General features: G+C 61.0%; 16 protein-coding genes. 11 read left to right on the top strand and 5 right to left on the bottom strand.

The features are described 5' to 3' along the window. Positions 1-39 precede the first annotated feature (39 nt). From BLQ76_RS04655 to BLQ76_RS04675, 5 genes are all read right to left on the bottom strand, one after another. Complete coding sequence (locus BLQ76_RS04655) at positions 40-972, bottom strand: electron transfer flavoprotein subunit alpha/FixB family protein (RefSeq protein WP_090669752.1); 933 nt, start codon at positions 970-972, stop codon at positions 40-42. 42 nt (positions 973-1,014) lie between these two features. Then, on the bottom strand, positions 1,015-1,761 hold the full coding sequence (locus BLQ76_RS04660; protein WP_090669755.1) for an electron transfer flavoprotein subunit beta/FixA family protein: 747 nt from the start codon (positions 1,759-1,761) through the stop codon (positions 1,015-1,017). 73 nt (positions 1,762-1,834) lie between these two features. Further along, complete coding sequence (locus BLQ76_RS04665) at positions 1,835-2,623, bottom strand: sugar phosphate isomerase/epimerase family protein (protein WP_090669758.1); 789 nt, start codon at positions 2,621-2,623, stop codon at positions 1,835-1,837. Further along, a complete protein-coding gene (locus BLQ76_RS22650; RefSeq protein ID WP_090669761.1) occupies positions 2,620-3,024 on the bottom strand; it encodes a DUF993 family protein in 405 nt (134 codons plus the stop codon). The genes BLQ76_RS04665 and BLQ76_RS22650 overlap by 4 nt, the downstream gene beginning before the upstream one ends. A gap of 191 nt (positions 3,025-3,215) precedes the next feature. Further along, positions 3,216-4,847 (bottom strand): AMP-binding protein, encoded by a 1,632-nt coding sequence (locus BLQ76_RS04675; RefSeq protein ID WP_090669764.1) that lies wholly within the window; start codon positions 4,845-4,847, stop codon positions 3,216-3,218. A gap of 129 nt (positions 4,848-4,976) precedes the next feature. Here BLQ76_RS04675 and BLQ76_RS04680 point away from each other — a divergent pair, with 129 nt between their 5' ends. The 11 genes from BLQ76_RS04680 (at position 4,977) to BLQ76_RS04730 (ending at position 16,415) form a co-directional block, all read left to right on the top strand. Next, positions 4,977-6,206 carry a CaiB/BaiF CoA transferase family protein gene (locus BLQ76_RS04680; RefSeq protein WP_090669767.1) on the top strand — a complete coding sequence of 410 codons (1,230 nt, stop codon included), beginning with the start codon at positions 4,977-4,979 and terminating at the stop codon, positions 6,204-6,206. Between the two features lie 99 nt (positions 6,207-6,305). Next, a complete protein-coding gene (locus tag BLQ76_RS04685) occupies positions 6,306-7,451 on the top strand; it encodes a glycoside hydrolase family 88 protein (RefSeq protein WP_210184145.1) in 1,146 nt (381 codons plus the stop codon). A gap of 9 nt (positions 7,452-7,460) precedes the next feature. Then, the gene (locus BLQ76_RS04690; RefSeq protein WP_090669770.1) at positions 7,461-8,216 is read left to right on the top strand and encodes an ABC transporter ATP-binding protein; all 756 of its coding nucleotides are present in this window, start codon (positions 7,461-7,463) and stop codon (positions 8,214-8,216) included. After that, complete coding sequence (locus BLQ76_RS04695; RefSeq protein ID WP_090669773.1) at positions 8,209-8,955, top strand: ABC transporter ATP-binding protein; 747 nt, start codon at positions 8,209-8,211, stop codon at positions 8,953-8,955. The genes BLQ76_RS04690 and BLQ76_RS04695 overlap by 8 nt, the downstream gene beginning before the upstream one ends. A gap of 64 nt (positions 8,956-9,019) precedes the next feature. After that, positions 9,020-10,228: an ABC transporter substrate-binding protein gene (locus tag BLQ76_RS04700; protein ID WP_090669776.1), complete on the top strand. Its 1,209-nt coding sequence runs from the start codon at positions 9,020-9,022 to the stop codon at positions 10,226-10,228. A 69-nt stretch (positions 10,229-10,297) separates the two neighbouring features. Continuing rightward, complete coding sequence (locus BLQ76_RS04705) at positions 10,298-11,185, top strand: branched-chain amino acid ABC transporter permease (protein WP_090671292.1); 888 nt, start codon at positions 10,298-10,300, stop codon at positions 11,183-11,185. Between the two features lie 2 nt (positions 11,186-11,187). Beyond that, the gene (locus BLQ76_RS04710; protein ID WP_090669778.1) at positions 11,188-12,168 is read left to right on the top strand and encodes a branched-chain amino acid ABC transporter permease; all 981 of its coding nucleotides are present in this window, start codon (positions 11,188-11,190) and stop codon (positions 12,166-12,168) included. Positions 12,169-12,222: 54 nt separating this feature from the next. Then, positions 12,223-13,362 (top strand): acyl-CoA dehydrogenase family protein, encoded by a 1,140-nt coding sequence (locus tag BLQ76_RS04715; RefSeq protein WP_090669781.1) that lies wholly within the window; start codon positions 12,223-12,225, stop codon positions 13,360-13,362. Next, positions 13,359-14,492, top strand: coding sequence for an iron-containing alcohol dehydrogenase (locus BLQ76_RS04720; RefSeq protein WP_090669784.1), 1,134 nt, complete (start codon positions 13,359-13,361; stop codon positions 14,490-14,492). Before BLQ76_RS04715 ends, BLQ76_RS04720 begins: the two co-directional genes overlap by 4 nt. Before the next feature lie 18 nt (positions 14,493-14,510). Next, the gene (locus tag BLQ76_RS04725) at positions 14,511-15,674 is read left to right on the top strand and encodes a CaiB/BaiF CoA transferase family protein (RefSeq protein ID WP_090669786.1); all 1,164 of its coding nucleotides are present in this window, start codon (positions 14,511-14,513) and stop codon (positions 15,672-15,674) included. A gap of 66 nt (positions 15,675-15,740) precedes the next feature. Then, on the top strand, positions 15,741-16,415 hold the full coding sequence (locus BLQ76_RS04730) for a TetR/AcrR family transcriptional regulator (protein WP_090669790.1): 675 nt from the start codon (positions 15,741-15,743) through the stop codon (positions 16,413-16,415). Positions 16,416-16,526 lie beyond the last annotated feature (111 nt).

Here is a 16,526-nt window from a genome sequence, read left to right on the forward strand (position 1 = left end):
AGGGCTCGCGCTCGGGTGCGTCGGGGGCGGTTATGGTCGTCACAGCTTCCCCGTCAGTTCCGGCACGAGTGTGAACACGTCGCCAACGAGCGCGTAGTCGGCGACTGCCAAGATGGGCGCGTCGCCATCCTTGTTTATGGCGACGATGACCTTGGAGTCCTTCATGCCGGCCAGATGCTGGATCGCGCCTGAGATGCCGCAGGCCACATACAGATCGGGCGCCACCACCTTGCCGGTCTGCCCCACCTGCCAGTCGTTGGGCGCGTAGCCCGCGTCCACCGCCGCTCTGGACGCCCCCACCGCCGCACCGAGCTTGTCGGCGAGCGGCAGCATCACCTCGTCGAAGCGCTCCTTCGACCCCAGCGCCCGCCCGCCCGAGACCACGATCTTGGCGCCGGTCAGATCGGGCCGCTCGGAATGGGAGACCTCGTCCGACACGAAGCGCGACACGGCCGGGTCGGCGGCGGCGGCCACCTGTTCGATGGGGGCGGGCGACCCCGCCTCGCCAGCCGCAACAAACGCCGAGGTGCGCACCGTCAACACCTTGATCTTGTCGGATGAGCGCACGCGCTCCACCGCGCTGCCGGCATAGATCGGACGCTCGAACGTGTCGGGCGCGATCACCGCCGAGACGTCCGACACCTGCATGACGTCGAGAAGGGCTGCGGCGCGCGGCAGGGCGTTCTTGATCGAGGCGGTGGCTGGTCCCACCACCGCGTCGTAGCTCTTGGCGAGTTCGGCGATCAGCGCGGCCAGCGGCTCGGCGAGGTGATGGGCCAGAGCCGCACCGTCGGCCAGGAGGACCTTGGCAACGCCGTCCAGCCCGGCGGCCTGGCTGGCCACGGCGGAAGCGCCCTCGCCGGCCACGAGCACATGAACCTTGGCGCCCAGCGCCTTGGCAGCCGTCAGCGCCTTCGCGGTCTCGCCCGACAGCGTCCGGTTGTCGTGCTCGGCGATCAGAAGCGTGGTCATGGATCCTGTTCCTTCCCTATCCGATCAAACCAGCCAGCGCGCTCAAACGAGCCCAGCGCCCTTGAGCGCCGAGACGAGCTCGTCCACGGAGCCGAGCGTCACGCCCGCCTGCCGGCCCTTGGGCTCGGTGACCGAGACCACCTCGTGGCGCGGGCTGGTGTCGACGCCGTAGTCAGCGGCCGACTTGTCCTCCAGCGGCTTCTTTTTGGCCTTCATGATGTTGGGCAAGCTCGCATAGCGCGGCTCGTTCAGGCGCAGGTCCGTGGTGACGATGCAGGGAAGCTTGAGCGCCACCGTCTGAAGGCCCCCGTCCACCTCGCGCACGACGCTCGCCTCGCCGTCCGCGACCTCGAGCTTCGAGGCGAAGGTCCCCTGCGCCCAGCCCAGCAAACCGGCGAGCATCTGGCCGGTCTGGTTGGCGTCGTCGTCGATCGCCTGCTTGCCGAGGATCACGAGGTCGGGCCGCTCGGCCTCCACCACACCACGCAGGATCTTGGCAACCGACAACGGCTCGACGCGGCCCTCCGCCTTCACCAGGATGCCCCGGTCCGCGCCCATGGCGAGCGCCGTGCGGATGGTTTCCTGCGCTTGTTGCACCCCGATCGAGACGGCGACGATCTCGTCGACCCCACCCTTCTCCTTGAGGCGGACGGCCTCTTCCACGGCGATCTCGTCGAACGGGTTCATGCTCATCTTGACGTTCGCAAGGTCCACCCCTGTCCCGTCGCCCTTCACGCGGACGCGAACGTTGTAGTCCACGACACGCTTCACGCAGACCAGGATCTTCATGAACTTCTCCTTTTCAACAGACGGTCCTGAACCGCTCGACCATCACGTCGAGAACCTCGTTGGGATCGCGCTGCTACCAATCATCGGATGAGAAGACCTCGACCTCGCAAAGGCCCCGGTAACCTGCGTTTTCGACCGCGTCTCGGATGTCGCGCAGGTCGACCACCCCGTCACCCATCATTCCGCGGTCGAGTAGCATGCTGCTAGTGTCCGCCAGCCAGTCACAGAGATGGTAGCCGGAGATCAGATCACCGGCGTCGGAGAGGCTTCGAGATAGACGCGAGTCCCACCATACGTGATAGACATCCACCGCGATTCCGAGGTTCGGGGCGTCGGCGCCGCGACAAAGCTCGAATGCGTCTGCCACGCTGAACAGACAGGTACGGTTGCCGCCGAACATCGTGTTCAAAGGCTCGAGGCCGAGTTTGACGCCGCAACTCGCCGCGCGCTCGCAGTCATGCGAGAGACGGTCGGCGAAACGATCCCAGGTTGGGCCAAGACCTTTCGTGCCGGGCTCGGTCCCTCCGGTCACGATCGTGACGACAGGTGCCCCTAACGCCGCGGCCATTTCGATCGAGGCGACGATCTCGCCTTCAAGATTCTTGGGCGTGCCGACGCCCACGAGGAACGGCGTGCGGCAAAGCCCGACCACCTGCATGCCAGCGCCTCGAACATGATCACCGATCTCGATCGCCCGCGTCCCTATCTCGCGCCGCCAGAACACGATGCCGCCGAACCCTTGGGCAGAGCAGGCATCGATCACCCGCTCGGTGGACCACCCGGCTCCACGCCCGTCGAGGTTGTGACTAAAGCTCGCCGTATTTAGCGCGAGCGCGGAATGATCGTTCGCTGAGTCCCTCATTCCGTGCCGTAGACGGCCAGCAGCCGCCCGATCCGTCTCACGACGAGATAGGGATCGCGCAAGAGTCCCGCCTGATCGGCCAATCGGAAGGCTTCGATGACATAGGGCAACGGACGCAGCGCGTGGTGGCCACCCAGCATGATGAAGTGATCCTGAAACCCGTTAAGCCAGGCGAGAAACACGACCCCTGTCATGTAGTGCTGGGTCGGTGCACGGAAGCCCGGCCGGGGCAACGGTTGAGAGTAAAAGGCGGCACGACATGGCAGCGATCCCCAACGGAAACCGCCATTTTCATCGTCAAACTGCACCGAAGATGAGTCAGCCCTCTTTTGCACGCCGACTCGGGGTCCCGTTCCAACGACGTTTGACAGATCGAGCGGACCGCATCCGCTACCGTGCATCCTTGCGACACTAGACTATCAACCGGCCGAAGCTTCGCGACAATCTCTTCGGGCTTGGGTCGTCTTGCCATGTCCGTCCTCCTTCAGATTCTAAAACCCATACTGCAGGGCGGACCATCTCAATGGGGGCGGATCAGAAGGCATCGTCGGTTGGCGCTTGGCTAACACCGCTTTGTACGATCGCATCACGTCTAGAGTTTCTTCAACGAGATTCCGGCCTTGTGACGATCCCACGTGGTGTCGCGCACACCCATCGCGGCGAGTTCACGTTTGCGCACCTTGTTCGTCGGCGTTCGAGGGAGTGCGTCGTGTAGCTCGATGTAGCGAGGTACCATGAAATGAGGCAGAGCCTCGAGCATGAACCGGATCAGCGCGACCTCATTTAGGCTCTCCCCTTTCGCGAGAACGACGTTCAGCATGATGTCGTCGTCGCCTTCCATACCTGAGGGAACACCAACCGCAGCAACCTCCGCGACACCGGGGAATTTAAGTGCTGCCATCTCGATATCGAAGGAGGAGATATTTTCAGCCCGGCGGCGAATGCGGTCGCGGATGCGATCGACGAAGTAGTAGTAACCTTCGTCGTCTCGGTAACCCGCGTCCCCTGTGTGAAACCAAAGGTTTCTCCAAGCCTCCACCGTTGCGTCGGGTCGACCGAGGTACCCGAGCATCGTCGTGAATGGTTGTTTCGGACGGACGACGAACTCCCCCGTCCGTCCGCTTCCAACCGTTTCGTCCGTGAGGGGATCGACGACGTCCAGTTCATACCATTCGTCGAGGAGACGTCCGCAGCTTCCCTGCGGATGTCGGGTCTCGAGGTCGGTCCAGAGCGGACAGCCGATTTCGGTCATTCCCCACATCTCGACGCCCCGAAGGCCGAAACGTTCTTCGAAGGCAGGACCGATCCCTTTCGGCAAGGGACAACACATCAGCCGAGCAAGCCTATGCGAGCGGTCGAACTCTGTCGGTGGTGTCTTGAAGATCATTTCGATCATCGGACCGTGGGCGATGCTCGCCGTCACGCCATGCCTGCGTACCTGCATCAACCATGTCGAGGCATTGAAGCGCTGGTCGAGCACTAGTTGTCCACCAGCTAGGAACGTAGCGAGGACGCCCATGAACTTGCCGGCTATGTGGTTGAGAGGGTGGGCGCAGTAGTACGTATCGTCGTCGGTGAGACCAATCGCACCGAGAGCCTGCTGGGCGATCAGGATCACCTGTCCATTCGGGAGCAGAGCCGCTTTCGAAGGTCCGGTCGTTCCCGAAGTAAACATCACCGTGGACGGATCGCCGGGCGCGATCGTCGCCTCCGGTAAATCTGCTCGGGTTTCCAAGGCGTCGTCGAAGACGTGAACGACTATCGCGGACCCAAATGCCGCCAACGGAGAGCCAGATACGGCGCCGACGACGATTACATCGGTGACCGAGTCGAGTTCCGGACCGAGCGACATCAGGACAGGTAGCAAATCGACATCAACGATAACCACTGTCGGGCGTGTCGTACGCAACGGATATGCAAGAACCTCTCCCCTGAACGCTGGATTAATCGTGACGTCGATCGCTCCGATCAGTCCGGCGGCCAGCCAACCTTGCAGGGGAGCAAGCCCCGGTCGACAGAACATCGCTACGCAGGAACCCTTCGCCACGCCGCGCCCGAGGAGAAAGTTCGCGAGCGCGGCACTGCAGGATATGAACTCGCCGTACGTCTGCGTCGGTCCTTCGATTACGTGAAGGAAGGGCCGTTCAGGGGTCTCTAACAGTCGATGCTCCGCGAGACATCGCAGCGTCCAGTTCGTCGCATCCTTTAGGAGGGGATGAACCATCGAACCTCTCACGGTCTGAGAGCTGGGGAGGGTCCCAGCAGGAAGCCCAGCCTACCCAATTAAACGTTGTCAGCGAAACACACATGACATACCATCCGTATAGTATCCCATTACGAGGTGGCAACAAGAATGAGTTCGAAGACCGCCGGAGCGCCGGGGCGCGACACCTCCGCCCTTAAGGGCATCCAAGTCGTCGAGCTCGGCATGGTCATGCAGGTGCCGTTGGCCGGACAGATGCTCGGCGACCTCGGTGCCGACGTCATCAAAGTCGAGCGACTGCCTCCCGGCGAGATCCTGCGCACCCTCGATCCCATCGGGTTCGGAACTGGGAAGATGAGTTGCTACTACGCAGCTCTCTGCCGTAACAAGCGGACCCTTTCACTTGACATCAAGTCGGAGAAGGGTCGCGCTGCACTGCTTCGGCTAATCGATACGGCGGACGTACTGCTGCACAATTTCCGCCCTGGCGTCATGGAACGCCTGGGCCTCGATTATGAAACGCTTCGCAGTCGAAACCCGCGGCTGATCTATGCTGCAGGGTCTGCATTTGGAAGCGAGGGACCGATGGCGAGTCTGCCAGGGCAGGACATGCTCGCACAGTCGTTCAGCGGCCTTGCGCGCAGCGGACGCGACGATGACGCGCCCCCTCAACTCGTAAACTCGCCTATGATCGACTACCTGACGGCGTCTTCCCTGACGCAAGGCATTCTCGCCGCTCTTCTCGAGCGCGGGAGGTCCGGCGAAGGTCAGATGGTTTCAACTTCGCTCTTCGACAACGCGCTGGCCGTTCAGGTTCTCGAGACAGCCAGCCTAGCCATGCATCGCACGCGAACGAGCTGGATACAGTACTCAATGATGTTCCGCACGTCGGACGGCTGGCTGTGTGTCCTGACGCTCTTTCGCGACAATCCAGCTAAGGGCATCTGCGAAGCCTTCGACCAGCCCGATATCAGCACAAGAGCGGAGTTCGCGACTTATCGACTTCAGGTCGAGAACCTAGCAGCCCTCGAAGACCACCTCAGCCCAATCGTCAAGACGTTCAGCACCGCGGAATGCGTCGACCGCCTTTCTCAACAGAACGTCCTTTGTGCTCCCATCAATACGCTCGAGGACGCCCTTTCCCATCAGCAAGCCACGACAAACGAAGCCCTCTGGGAAGTCGAGATCGCTGGGTACGGGCCTGTTCGTCTAGCCGGGAATCCGGTCAAGTTGTCAAGGACGCCACCGACGATGCGCTTCCCACCGGCCGACGTAGGCGAAAACAGCGTCGAGATTCTGTCTTCCCTCGGTTTCTCCGATCTCGAGATCGATGACCTCACTTCCAGCGGCCTCCTGCACGTGCGCCCTACGCGCCAGTAGATAGCGTTCCATGCGAACCCCATTCTCGAAAAAACCGAGCTTCATGTTGACATACCATCCGGATAGTATTTTCTAGTCCGTACGACGTAGGAGAAAATGATGGGCGCACCTTCCACAGTCGATCTAGAGTTGGCGATCGATGCTATGTTGGCTCGGGTTCGCAACGTTGCGAACTCTGGCCTGGACGGGTTTCCACATCACGGCGATACGCGTACCGGGCGCTGGACGACGACACCGAACGGGTTCTGGACGGGAGGCTTCTGGGTCGGCGAACTCTGGCTTGCGGCAGCCTACTCGAGCGACCACTGGTTCGGCGCGAAGGCCGAGGAGTGGCTTGCGAAACTCGATGGGCGGGTACACTCCGATACGGTGTTTCGCGGCTTTCTATTTTATTACTCGGCGGTTACGGGAGCGGAACTGTTCGGCAGTGATCGTGCCAGGGAGCTGGCGATTGATTGTGCGCAGTCCCTTGCTGCGACCTTCGACGAGACGGCGCGCATCCTGCCGCTCGGCTCGACCGCCGAAGAGGCTCATACGGTTGGTGCGTCCGAGGCGAACGTCGACGGACTGACGGCGTCGCCGCTTCTCTTGTGGGCGTCTCGCGAGACTGGAGATGACGAGTTAGCGCGTGTCGCGATCGAACATGCTTACCGAACGGCCGACTACTGCGTCCTAGCGGACGCTTCAGTTATCCAGTCCGCGAGCTTCGACCCAAACAACGGGAACCTCATCCGCCGGTACACGCATAAAGGTTACGCCGACGATTCCGTCTGGACCCGGGCGCAGGCTTGGGCAATGCTTGGATACACCCTTTGTGCAGGCTTCAGGAGCGACGAGAAGCGGCTGCTCGACCTTGCGGAACGAACCACCGACTGGTGGTTGGATCATGTTCCGTCCGACGGGGTCGCCTACTGGGACTTCAGTGCGCCTGTCACGCCGCAGACCATGCGGGACACCTCAGGTACGGCGATTGCCGCGGCTGCAATGCTCAAGCTCGCAAGGCTTGTTGACGACGAACAGAAAAGGAAGCGCTACGAGAACGCCGCCCGTCTAAGCGTGGACGCCCTCGTTTCGGACTACCTGACGCCAGCGGGATCGACAGACGGCGTTCCCGCGGGCATCCTGACCAAGGGATGCTTCGATCCGAAGAGCGGCACTGCGATCGACAGCGAGTTGATCTGGGGCGACTACTTCCTCCTCGAAAGTCTTGGTGTTCTGACTGGCCGCCTGAAAACCTTGATCTAGGCGCCTCAGATGACGAGTAACATCATCCTTGCTGCGAGCGGACTGACCAAGGAATTCCGAGGTTTCGTGGCGGTCGACGGCGTCGACCTCATGGTGAGACGGGGCTCTATTCACGCGCTTATCGGGCCGAACGGCGCGGGCAAGACGACCTGCTTCAACCTCCTGACCAAGTTCTTGACGCCGACGAAGGGGTCCATCCTCTATAACGACGAGGACATAACGAGCCTACCGCCTGCGGATATCGCTTTGAAGGGTCTGGTCCGTTCGTTCCAGATCTCCGCGGTCTTTCCTGACCTTTCTGTCTTGGAAAACGTACGGGTCGCACTGCAGCGCCTGCGCGGCTCATCGTTTGACTTCTGGCGCTCCGAAACCGTTCTTCGGGCGCATGACGCGCGTGCTCTCGAACTCGTCGACGCGGTCGGCCTTTCAGAGTTCCGGCATCTATACGCTTCGGAACTCTCCTACGGTCGCAAGCGTGCACTGGAGATCGCGACGACGCTCGCCCTGGAGCCGGAAATGCTGCTCCTTGACGAACCGATGGCGGGGATGGCGTCCGGAGACATCGAACGGATCAGCAACCTGATCCGGCAAGCTGCGCGGGAACGCACCGTCCTGATGGTCGAGCACAATCTCTCGGTCGTTTCCGAACTATGCGACGCCATCACTGTTCTCGCTCAGGGACGAATTCTTGCCGAGGGCGACTACGCGACGGTCTCTGCCGATCCGCGCGTACGTGAAGCGTACATGGGAACCGTTCATGCCTGAGACGCCACCGCGGGAAGCTCAACGGCAGGAAGCCATCGACCAGCCTCTCCTCGAGGTATCTGGACTTGAGGCAGGGTACGGCGAAAGCGACGTCCTTCATCGCCTGAGCTTCGCCGTTCGACAGGGTGAAGTCGTGACGCTTCTCGGGCGTAACGGCGCTGGCAAGACGACGACACTGAAGGCGATCATGGGGCTGATCGCCAAGCGTTCGGGTTCCATACGTTTCGAAGGGAACGAGACGATCGGCCTGTCGCCCCGGCGCATCGCACGGCTAGGTATCGCGCACTGTCCTGAAGATCGCGGAATCTTTTCCAGCCTCGACGTCCGCGAGAATCTGATGCTCCCCCCAGTCATCAAGGAAGGCGGCCTGCATATCGACGAGATCTTCGATCTGTTTCCGAACCTTCGCAACCGATTGACGAGCCAGGGAACCAAGTTGTCGGGCGGCGAGCAGCAGATGCTCGCGATCGCACGGATCCTACGGACGGGGTCCCGCCTCCTCCTTCTCGACGAGCCGACCGAGGGTCTGGCTCCGGTTATCGTCGAGCAGATCGGACGAACCATCAAGCGCCTGAAGGACCTCAGCTACACAATCGTCCTCGTCGAACAAAACTTCCATTTCGCAAGGTCCGTCGCCGAACGCCACTTCGTCATCGAACACGGAAGAGTAGTCGACGAAATCGCAGACGGCGACTTGTCCGCCAGCCTGGAGAAGCTGAACGCCTACCTCGGCGTCTAACGAAATTTTCGCGCACAAACCGGTTACCGCGCCCGAAGACGCGGGATTAAAAGGGAGAGACTGCATGAACAGGAACTTTGTCATCGTTGGCGCTGCCCTGGCAGCGCTGTGGCACTCCACCGCCCTCGCGCAGGACACGATCGATATCAAGGTTGGCGTCCTGAACGACCGGTCCGGCACCTACGCTGATTTATCTGGCCCCGGATCGGATATTGCCGCCCAGATGGCGATCGACGACTTCGGCGCCGCCGAGAAGGGCATCAACGTCGAGATCGTCGGCGCCGACCATCAGAACAAAGCGGACATCGCATCCTCCATTGCTCGACGCTGGTTCGATCAGGACGGCGTCGACATAATCATGGATCTGCCAACCTCGTCTGCAGCCTTCGCCGTAAGCGACCTCGGACGCCAGAACAACAAGCTCGTCATCGTCACTGGCGGTGGCTCTTCCGATCTCACCGGCACTAAGTGCGCTCCGTCGACCTTCCATTGGGCTTACGACACTTGGTCGCTTGCTCACGGTACCGGCTCCGCACTCGTCGAGCAGGGCCTCGACACCTGGTACTTTCTCACAGCAGACTACGCATTCGGACATTCCCTCGAACGGGACACCTCGGCGATCGTTACGGAAGCGGGCGGGACGGTCCTCGGTGCCATCCGCCATCCTTTCCCCGGCCAGGACTTTTCCTCGTTCCTGCTACAGGCTCAGAGTTCCGGCGCGAAGGTTATCGGCCTTGCCAACGCCGGTGCCGACACGATCAACTCGATCAAACAGGCATCGGAGTTTGGCATCACGCAGTCCGGTCAGACGCTCGCGGGCCTGCTCATCTTCATTTCAGACGTTCACGCACTCGGCCTGCAGTCGGCGCAGGGCCTTGTGCTGACGGAATCCTTCTACTGGGATCACAACGACGAGACGCGTGCGTGGTCTAGGCGCTTCGCAGAGCGGTTCGGGGGAACGATGCCGACGATGTCCCACGCGGGAATGTATTCGGCAATGATGCATTACCTAAAGGCTGTGGACGCCACCCGCTCCAAGGACACGGCAACGATCGTTGCTAAGATGAAAGAAATGCCGACGCAGGACGTCGTCTTCGGCGCCGGACGGCTACGTGAGGATGGTCGCAAGATTCACGACATGTATCTGTTCCGGGTCAAGACTCCTCAGCAGTCCTCCGGTCCCTGGGACTACTACGAGACGGTGGCGACCATTCCAGCCGAGGAAGCCTTCCGTCCGATCGAGGACGGCGGCTGCCCTCTCCTTTCGAAATAGACGCTGCAGGCCGAAGCGAGCCGGATGCTCCGGCTCGCTGTCCAAGCCGACCTGAATCCGGATCTTCCAGTGACGACAATTTTCGGAATTCCCCTGGCGGCTCTTCTCGGACAGCTGCTCCTCGGACTTATCAACGGGGCTTTTTATGCGATTCTAAGCCTCGGACTGGCGATCATCTTCGGTCTCCTGAATATCATCAACTTCGCGCACGGCGCTTTCTATATGGCTGGCGCATTCCTGGCGTGGATGCTCCTGAACTACTTCGGTCTCGGGTACTGGTGGGCGCTCGTGCTCGCTCCACTCGGGATCGGGGTCGTCGGGATCGTCGTTGAACGAACCCTCATAGCCAGACTCCATGACCTGGATCACCTCTACGGTCTGCTTCTGACCTTCGGGCTGGCGCTGATGATCGAAGGAGTGTTTCGCAACGCTTACGGCTCTTCCGGTATTCCGTACGCCGCGCCTCCCCTTCTGACTGGCGGCATCAATCTTGGCTTCATGTTCCTTCCGCTCTATCGCGGATGGGTCATCCTCGCCTCGCTCGCCGTTTGCATCGGCACCTGGATCGTCATCGAGAAGACCCGTCTTGGCGCCTATCTACGCGCGGCTACCGAGAACCCCTCGCTGGTGATGTCCTTTGGCATCAACGTCCCGGTCATGGTGACGCTGACCTACGGTTTCGGTGTCGCGCTCGCGGCCTTCGCCGGGGTTCTTGCCGCACCGATCTACTCGGTCAATCCGATCATGGGCGCCAACATCATCATTGTCGTATTCGCCGTCGTCGTCATAGGAGGCATGGGTTCGATTCTGGGAGCCGTCATAACGGGGTTTGGTCTCGGGTTGGTCGAGGGAGTGACCAAAGTTTTTTACCCGGAGGCAGCGTCCACCGTCGTCTTCGTGATCATGGCGGTCGTTCTTCTATTGAAGCCGGCTGGCCTGTTTGGACGGGAACACTGATCATGAGTGTCGATGCCACGACCGCCATGTCCGTTCCGCTACTGCAGTCACGATACGCAGACCGGCGCTTACATCTTGCCCTTTTCGCGGTATTGGGCGTCCTTCTGCTCGCCGCGCCACTCGTCGTGTACCCGGTCTTCCTGATGAAGATCCTGTGCTTCGCTCTGTTTGCCTCCGCCTTCAATCTTCTGCTCGGGTTCGGTGGCCTCCTCTCCTTCGGACACGCAGCGTTCTTCGGAATGGCGGCCTATGTCAGCGCACACGTCTCCACGCGTTGGGGAACAAGTGCGGAGGTATCGGTTCTTCTTGGAGCTGCCGTTGCGGCACTTCTCGGGCTCGTCATCGGTTCTATTTCGATCCGGCGCCAGGGCATCTACTTCGCAATGGTCACGCTGGCGTTTGCCCAGATGATCTTCTTCTTCGCTCTCCAGGCGCCTTTCACAGGAGGTGAGGACGGCATCCAGCGCGTTCCGCGCGGCGCCTTATTCGGGTTCTTCGACATCTCCGCCGATCTCCCGTTCTACTACTTCGTCGCTGCCGTCACGTTCGCCTGCCTCGTCCTCATCTACCGAGCGATCCATTCTCCGTTCGGTCAGGTGCTAAAGGCTATCCGCGACAACGAGAACAGGGCGATATCGCTCGGCTATCGTGCCGAGCGATACAAGCTACTCTGCTTCGTTCTCTCGTCGACCCTGGCCGGTGTCGCCGGTGGTCTGAAGGCGCTGGTCTTTCAGCTTGCTTCCCTGACGGATGTCGCATGGCAAATGTCCGGCGAAGTCGTCCTCATGACGCTTCTCGGCGGCGTGGGCACGATCTTCGGTCCGCTGATCGGCGCGGCCCTCATAGTGTCTATGCAGAACTACCTCGCCGAGCTCGGTGCATGGGTCACGATCATCCAGGGCGGCATCTTCGTCCTGTGCGTTCTTCTGTTTCGCAAGGGTATCGTCGGCGTCCTCGCGAAGCTCACCCGGCGCCCCCTCTAGCATTCGGCATGCCGCGCGTCGCAGGACGCCGTATCATCGAAAGGACATCACACCATGAGCGATCACTCCGCCTACGAAGAGTTCAGGTCAAACGTTCGTCGCCTGGCAGAGCAGAAGGTACTGCCACACGCCGCTGCCTACGACCGCGACATGCGCTTTCCTGAAGAGTCGCTCGCCGCCTTCAAGGGGCTCGACCTCGTCGCCCTCGCCTTCAGAGAGAATGTCGGCGGTCAGGAAGGTGACGTTCTCGCCCAGTCGATTGTCCTGGAGGAACTCGGTCGCGTCTGCGCGACGTCCTCCCTGACACTGATGGTGATTTGGGCCGGCCTCGTTCCGATCGACAAATATGGTTCCGAGCCACTTCGCGAGGAGGTCATCCGCCCAGCGGTCGAGGGCGATGTCGTCGCTTCGATCTGTCTCACGGAGCCCGCAGGTGGTTCTGATCTCTTCGGTCTCAAGACCCGCGCCGAGCGTCGTGGAGACGAATGGGTGCTAAACGGGCAAAAACGCTGGATTACGAATGCCACCCGGTCGGACTGGTACACGGTACTCGTTCGAACCGGTGAGAAGAGCCTTTCGCTCTTTGCCGTGCACAAGGACGATCCTGGCCTGTCCTTCGGGCGCAGGGAAGAGAAGATGGGCATCAAGGGGAGCCCAACCGCCGATGTCGTCTTCGAGGATTGTTGCATACCTGGTCATCGCCTGATCGGTGAGGAAGGCAAAGGGTATGCATACATCTCGGAGTCGCTGACCTGGACGCGTGTTCTCATTGCGGCACAGGCTCTCGGTATCGCGCAGGGAGCGTTAGATCAGGCTCTGAAGTACACCGGTGAGCGCCATCAGTTCGGCGAGCCGATCTCTCGCTTCCAGATGATCCGCGGCAAGATCGCCGACATGGCGACCCAGATCGAAGCCGGACGTTCCATCCTGTACCGGGCGGCGTCCGCGATCGACGCGGGCGAAGCGGACGCGCGTTCACTCGCTTCGATGGCCAAGCTATTCTGTTCCGACACGGCGATGGCGACGACGATCGATGCTCTGCAGCTGCACGGCGGCTCGGGCTATGTCTCGGATTTCCCGATCGAGCGCATGATGCGCGATGCGAAGATCACGCAAATCTACGAAGGCGTGAACGAGATCCAGCGACTGATCATCGCCAAGCAGGTCTACGCGAAAGCGGAACAGGCGGCATGAGCCTTATCACCTATCTGACGCGCATCCAGTTCGAGCGGGGTGCGGTGCAGCTACTGGCCGAAGAGTTGGCTCTTCTAAGGGTCACGCGTCCCCTGATCATCACCGACAAGGGCGTGATCGCGGCCGGCATTCTGGATGCCGTGCTCGAAGGCGGAGAACTCGACGCCCCCGTCATCTACGACGAAACACCAGGCAACCCGACGGAGAACGCCGTTCTCGCTGCCCGCGATCTCTATCGCGCGAGCGGATGCGACAGCGTCGTTGCAGTCGGCGGTGGTTCTCCCCTCGACCTTGCCAAGGCGGTCTCCCTTCTCGTCACGCACGCAGAACCGCTGGAACAGTATGCCGCGATCCTTGGTGGACTTCCACGGATCCGCGCGGACAAGCCTCCGGTAATCGCAATTCCAACAACCTCGGGCACCGGCAGCGAAGTCGGGCGTGCCGCCCTCATCACGCTCGAGGACGGACGCAAGCTCGGCTTCATCTCGCCGTACATGATCCCGTCGGTTGCGATCTGCGATCCGAACCTGACCTTGAAGCTGCCCAGCGGCCTTACCGCGGCAACCGGAATGGATGCGGTAACGCACTGTATCGAGACCTACCTGTCACCACGCGTCAATGCTCCCGCCGAGGCGATCGCGCTGGATGGGCTCGCACGTGCCATGCGCTACCTTCGTCGGGCCTATCGGGACGGCAGCGACATCGAGGCACGAGAGGGCATGATGATGGCATCTCTTGAAGGTGGAATGACCTTCCAGAAGGGGCTGGGCGCCGTCCATGGCATGAGCCATGCCTTGGGCGGCTTGAAGGAGTTGCGACTTCACCATGGGACGTTGAACGCCGTTATCCTTCCGGCCGTCCTCCGCTTCACGAAGCAGGGCAACGAGTCCAAGTACACTGCCCTGGCCAAAGCCATGGGTCTTGCGGAGAATGTCGAGATCGCTGATGCGATCGTAGAACTGAACGCCGATCTCGACATGCCGAAGAGCCTCGCCGAGATGGGCGTGCCGCGCGACGTCGTGCCACTCATGGTCAAGCGCTCGCTCGCCGACCATTCGACCGCGACCAACGGCCGGCCGGTAAGCGGTAGCGATTACGAAGCGCTATTCGCGCGTGCGTTCCGCGCCTGAAGATTGGAAGTTTCAGTCATGACCACGCAGAACGAAACGTCCCTTCCGGACGGGACTGTCGGTTGCCTATCCGGCGTACGCATCCTGGATCTTTCGCGCCTCGCACCAGGCCCCTACTGTTCCATGCTTCTGGCGGACATGGGTGCCGACGTCACCGTGGTCGGCGGTGGTGCAGGTAGCCTTCCGATAGCGTCTTTGTCGCGTGGGAAACGCCTAATCGGTCTGGATCTGAAAAGTGCGGCAGGACGCAAGGCCTTCCTTCTGCTGGCTAGCGAAGCCGACGTCGTCATCGAAGGCTATCGCCCAGGCGTGACCAAGCGCCTCGGTATCGATTACGAAACGCTTTCCGCACTCAACCCTAGTCTCGTCTACTGCTCCATAACCGGCTACGGTCAGACCGGCCCGATGTCAGACAGGGCAGGTCACGATATCAACTATGTCGCGATGTCCGGTGCGATCGGCGCCTTCGGTCCAATGAACGGGGTTCCCGCGGTACCCTTGAACCTCCTGGCAGATTTCGCCGGCGGCAGCCTGTTCGCGGCGATCGGCATTCTTGGCGCACTGCACGCACGTCAGCGTTCGGGTACAGGTGGATATATCGACGCCTCAATGGTGGACGGTTGCTTGTCACTGATGACCATGCACTTTCAGGACTGGGGTCAGTCTGTCCTTAAGGCACGCGGTGATGGTCTCGTCGCAGGGAATGCGCCGTACTACCGGTGCTACGAGTGCGCCGACGGCAAGTTCGTCGCAGTAGGAGCACTCGAACCGAAGTTCTTCGTACAACTCTGGACGGGTCTCGGCTTCGACGATCCCGTGCCCGCGCATCTCGATCGGGGAACGTGGCAGGAAATGACGTCTCGGTTCGAGACTGCCTTCGCGTCTCGAAGTAGAGACGAGTGGACGGAGCGGTTCAGGAAAGTCGATGCATGCGTAACGCCAGTCATTGACCCGGACGAAGCGCGCACGCATCCCCAGAACACGCAACGTCATCCGTTCCTTCAGTCCGATGGGGTTGCGATGGCTCCAAAGATTACCAGTAGTTTGTCGAATGGTCTCGGGAAGCCTATGCAGGACGAGACGGAAATGGTGCTGCGCGAGCTAGGGCTGGAACCGGAAGAGATCAAGCTGGCACGAGCCGCGACGTCCAGTGCCGATGGCCTCAGCTGGCCACCGCTGTAGTACCGGCATTTCGTTCGACGAAGATCGGCTCCTCGGTCCGCAGGGTCCGGCGAAAAGCGAGGTTGGATGAGCATAACGACTAGACGTGCGCGGAGTGAGAACAAAAAGACGCTGCTTCGGGAAGAGTCCGTTCGACGTCTGACCGCGTCCGCCGTCCGTCTGATCGTCGAGAAAGGTTATCACGCCTCGACGCTTCAGGAGATCGCGGATGGAGCCGGACTAACGAAGGGAGCGATCTTCTTCTACTTCGACTCCAAGGAAAACCTCTTGCTCAACATTCTTGATCGCGCCGAGATGGAAATCGTCGACACGCTCATCGAGCACCTGGACACGTTGCAGACGACAGCGGCTGAGAAAATCGCCGCGTTTTTCCGTTTTACCTCGCAGCAAGGGATCAGCAGACCGTACGAGCTGCTCTGCCTTATCAAGATGTCGATTGAGGGTCGAAACTCGACAGAGCTTGCCGACAAGCGAGTTTACCAGATCTACGAGCGGATCCGTGGGAAGCTCGAGGAAATCGTCAGGGAGGGCAAGAGCACAGGCGAGTTCGCGCCGAGCCTTCCGTCCTCCGAGTTCGCTTCCGTGATCATCGCAATGCACGACGGAATGATGCTCGAATGGCACCGCCGCGGTAAGGACATCGATGGAAAGATCCTTGTTCGCACGGTTTGGAAGACGATCCTGAATGGGGTAGTCGTCAAGCAACCGACCGAGGATGACCGGGCGACCGGTCGCAACTGACCTATCCACCGGCCCGGTCGTTGTGGCCATACGCTCCCTTCGCCCCAATGCCGGTTTAACGACCTCGGCACCTGCGGGTCGTCGATCTTACCAGACCGACATGAACGCCTT

The organism is Aureimonas jatrophae, from assembly GCF_900104035.1.
In the GTDB taxonomy this organism is placed as follows: domain Bacteria; phylum Pseudomonadota; class Alphaproteobacteria; order Rhizobiales; family Rhizobiaceae; genus Aureimonas; species Aureimonas jatrophae.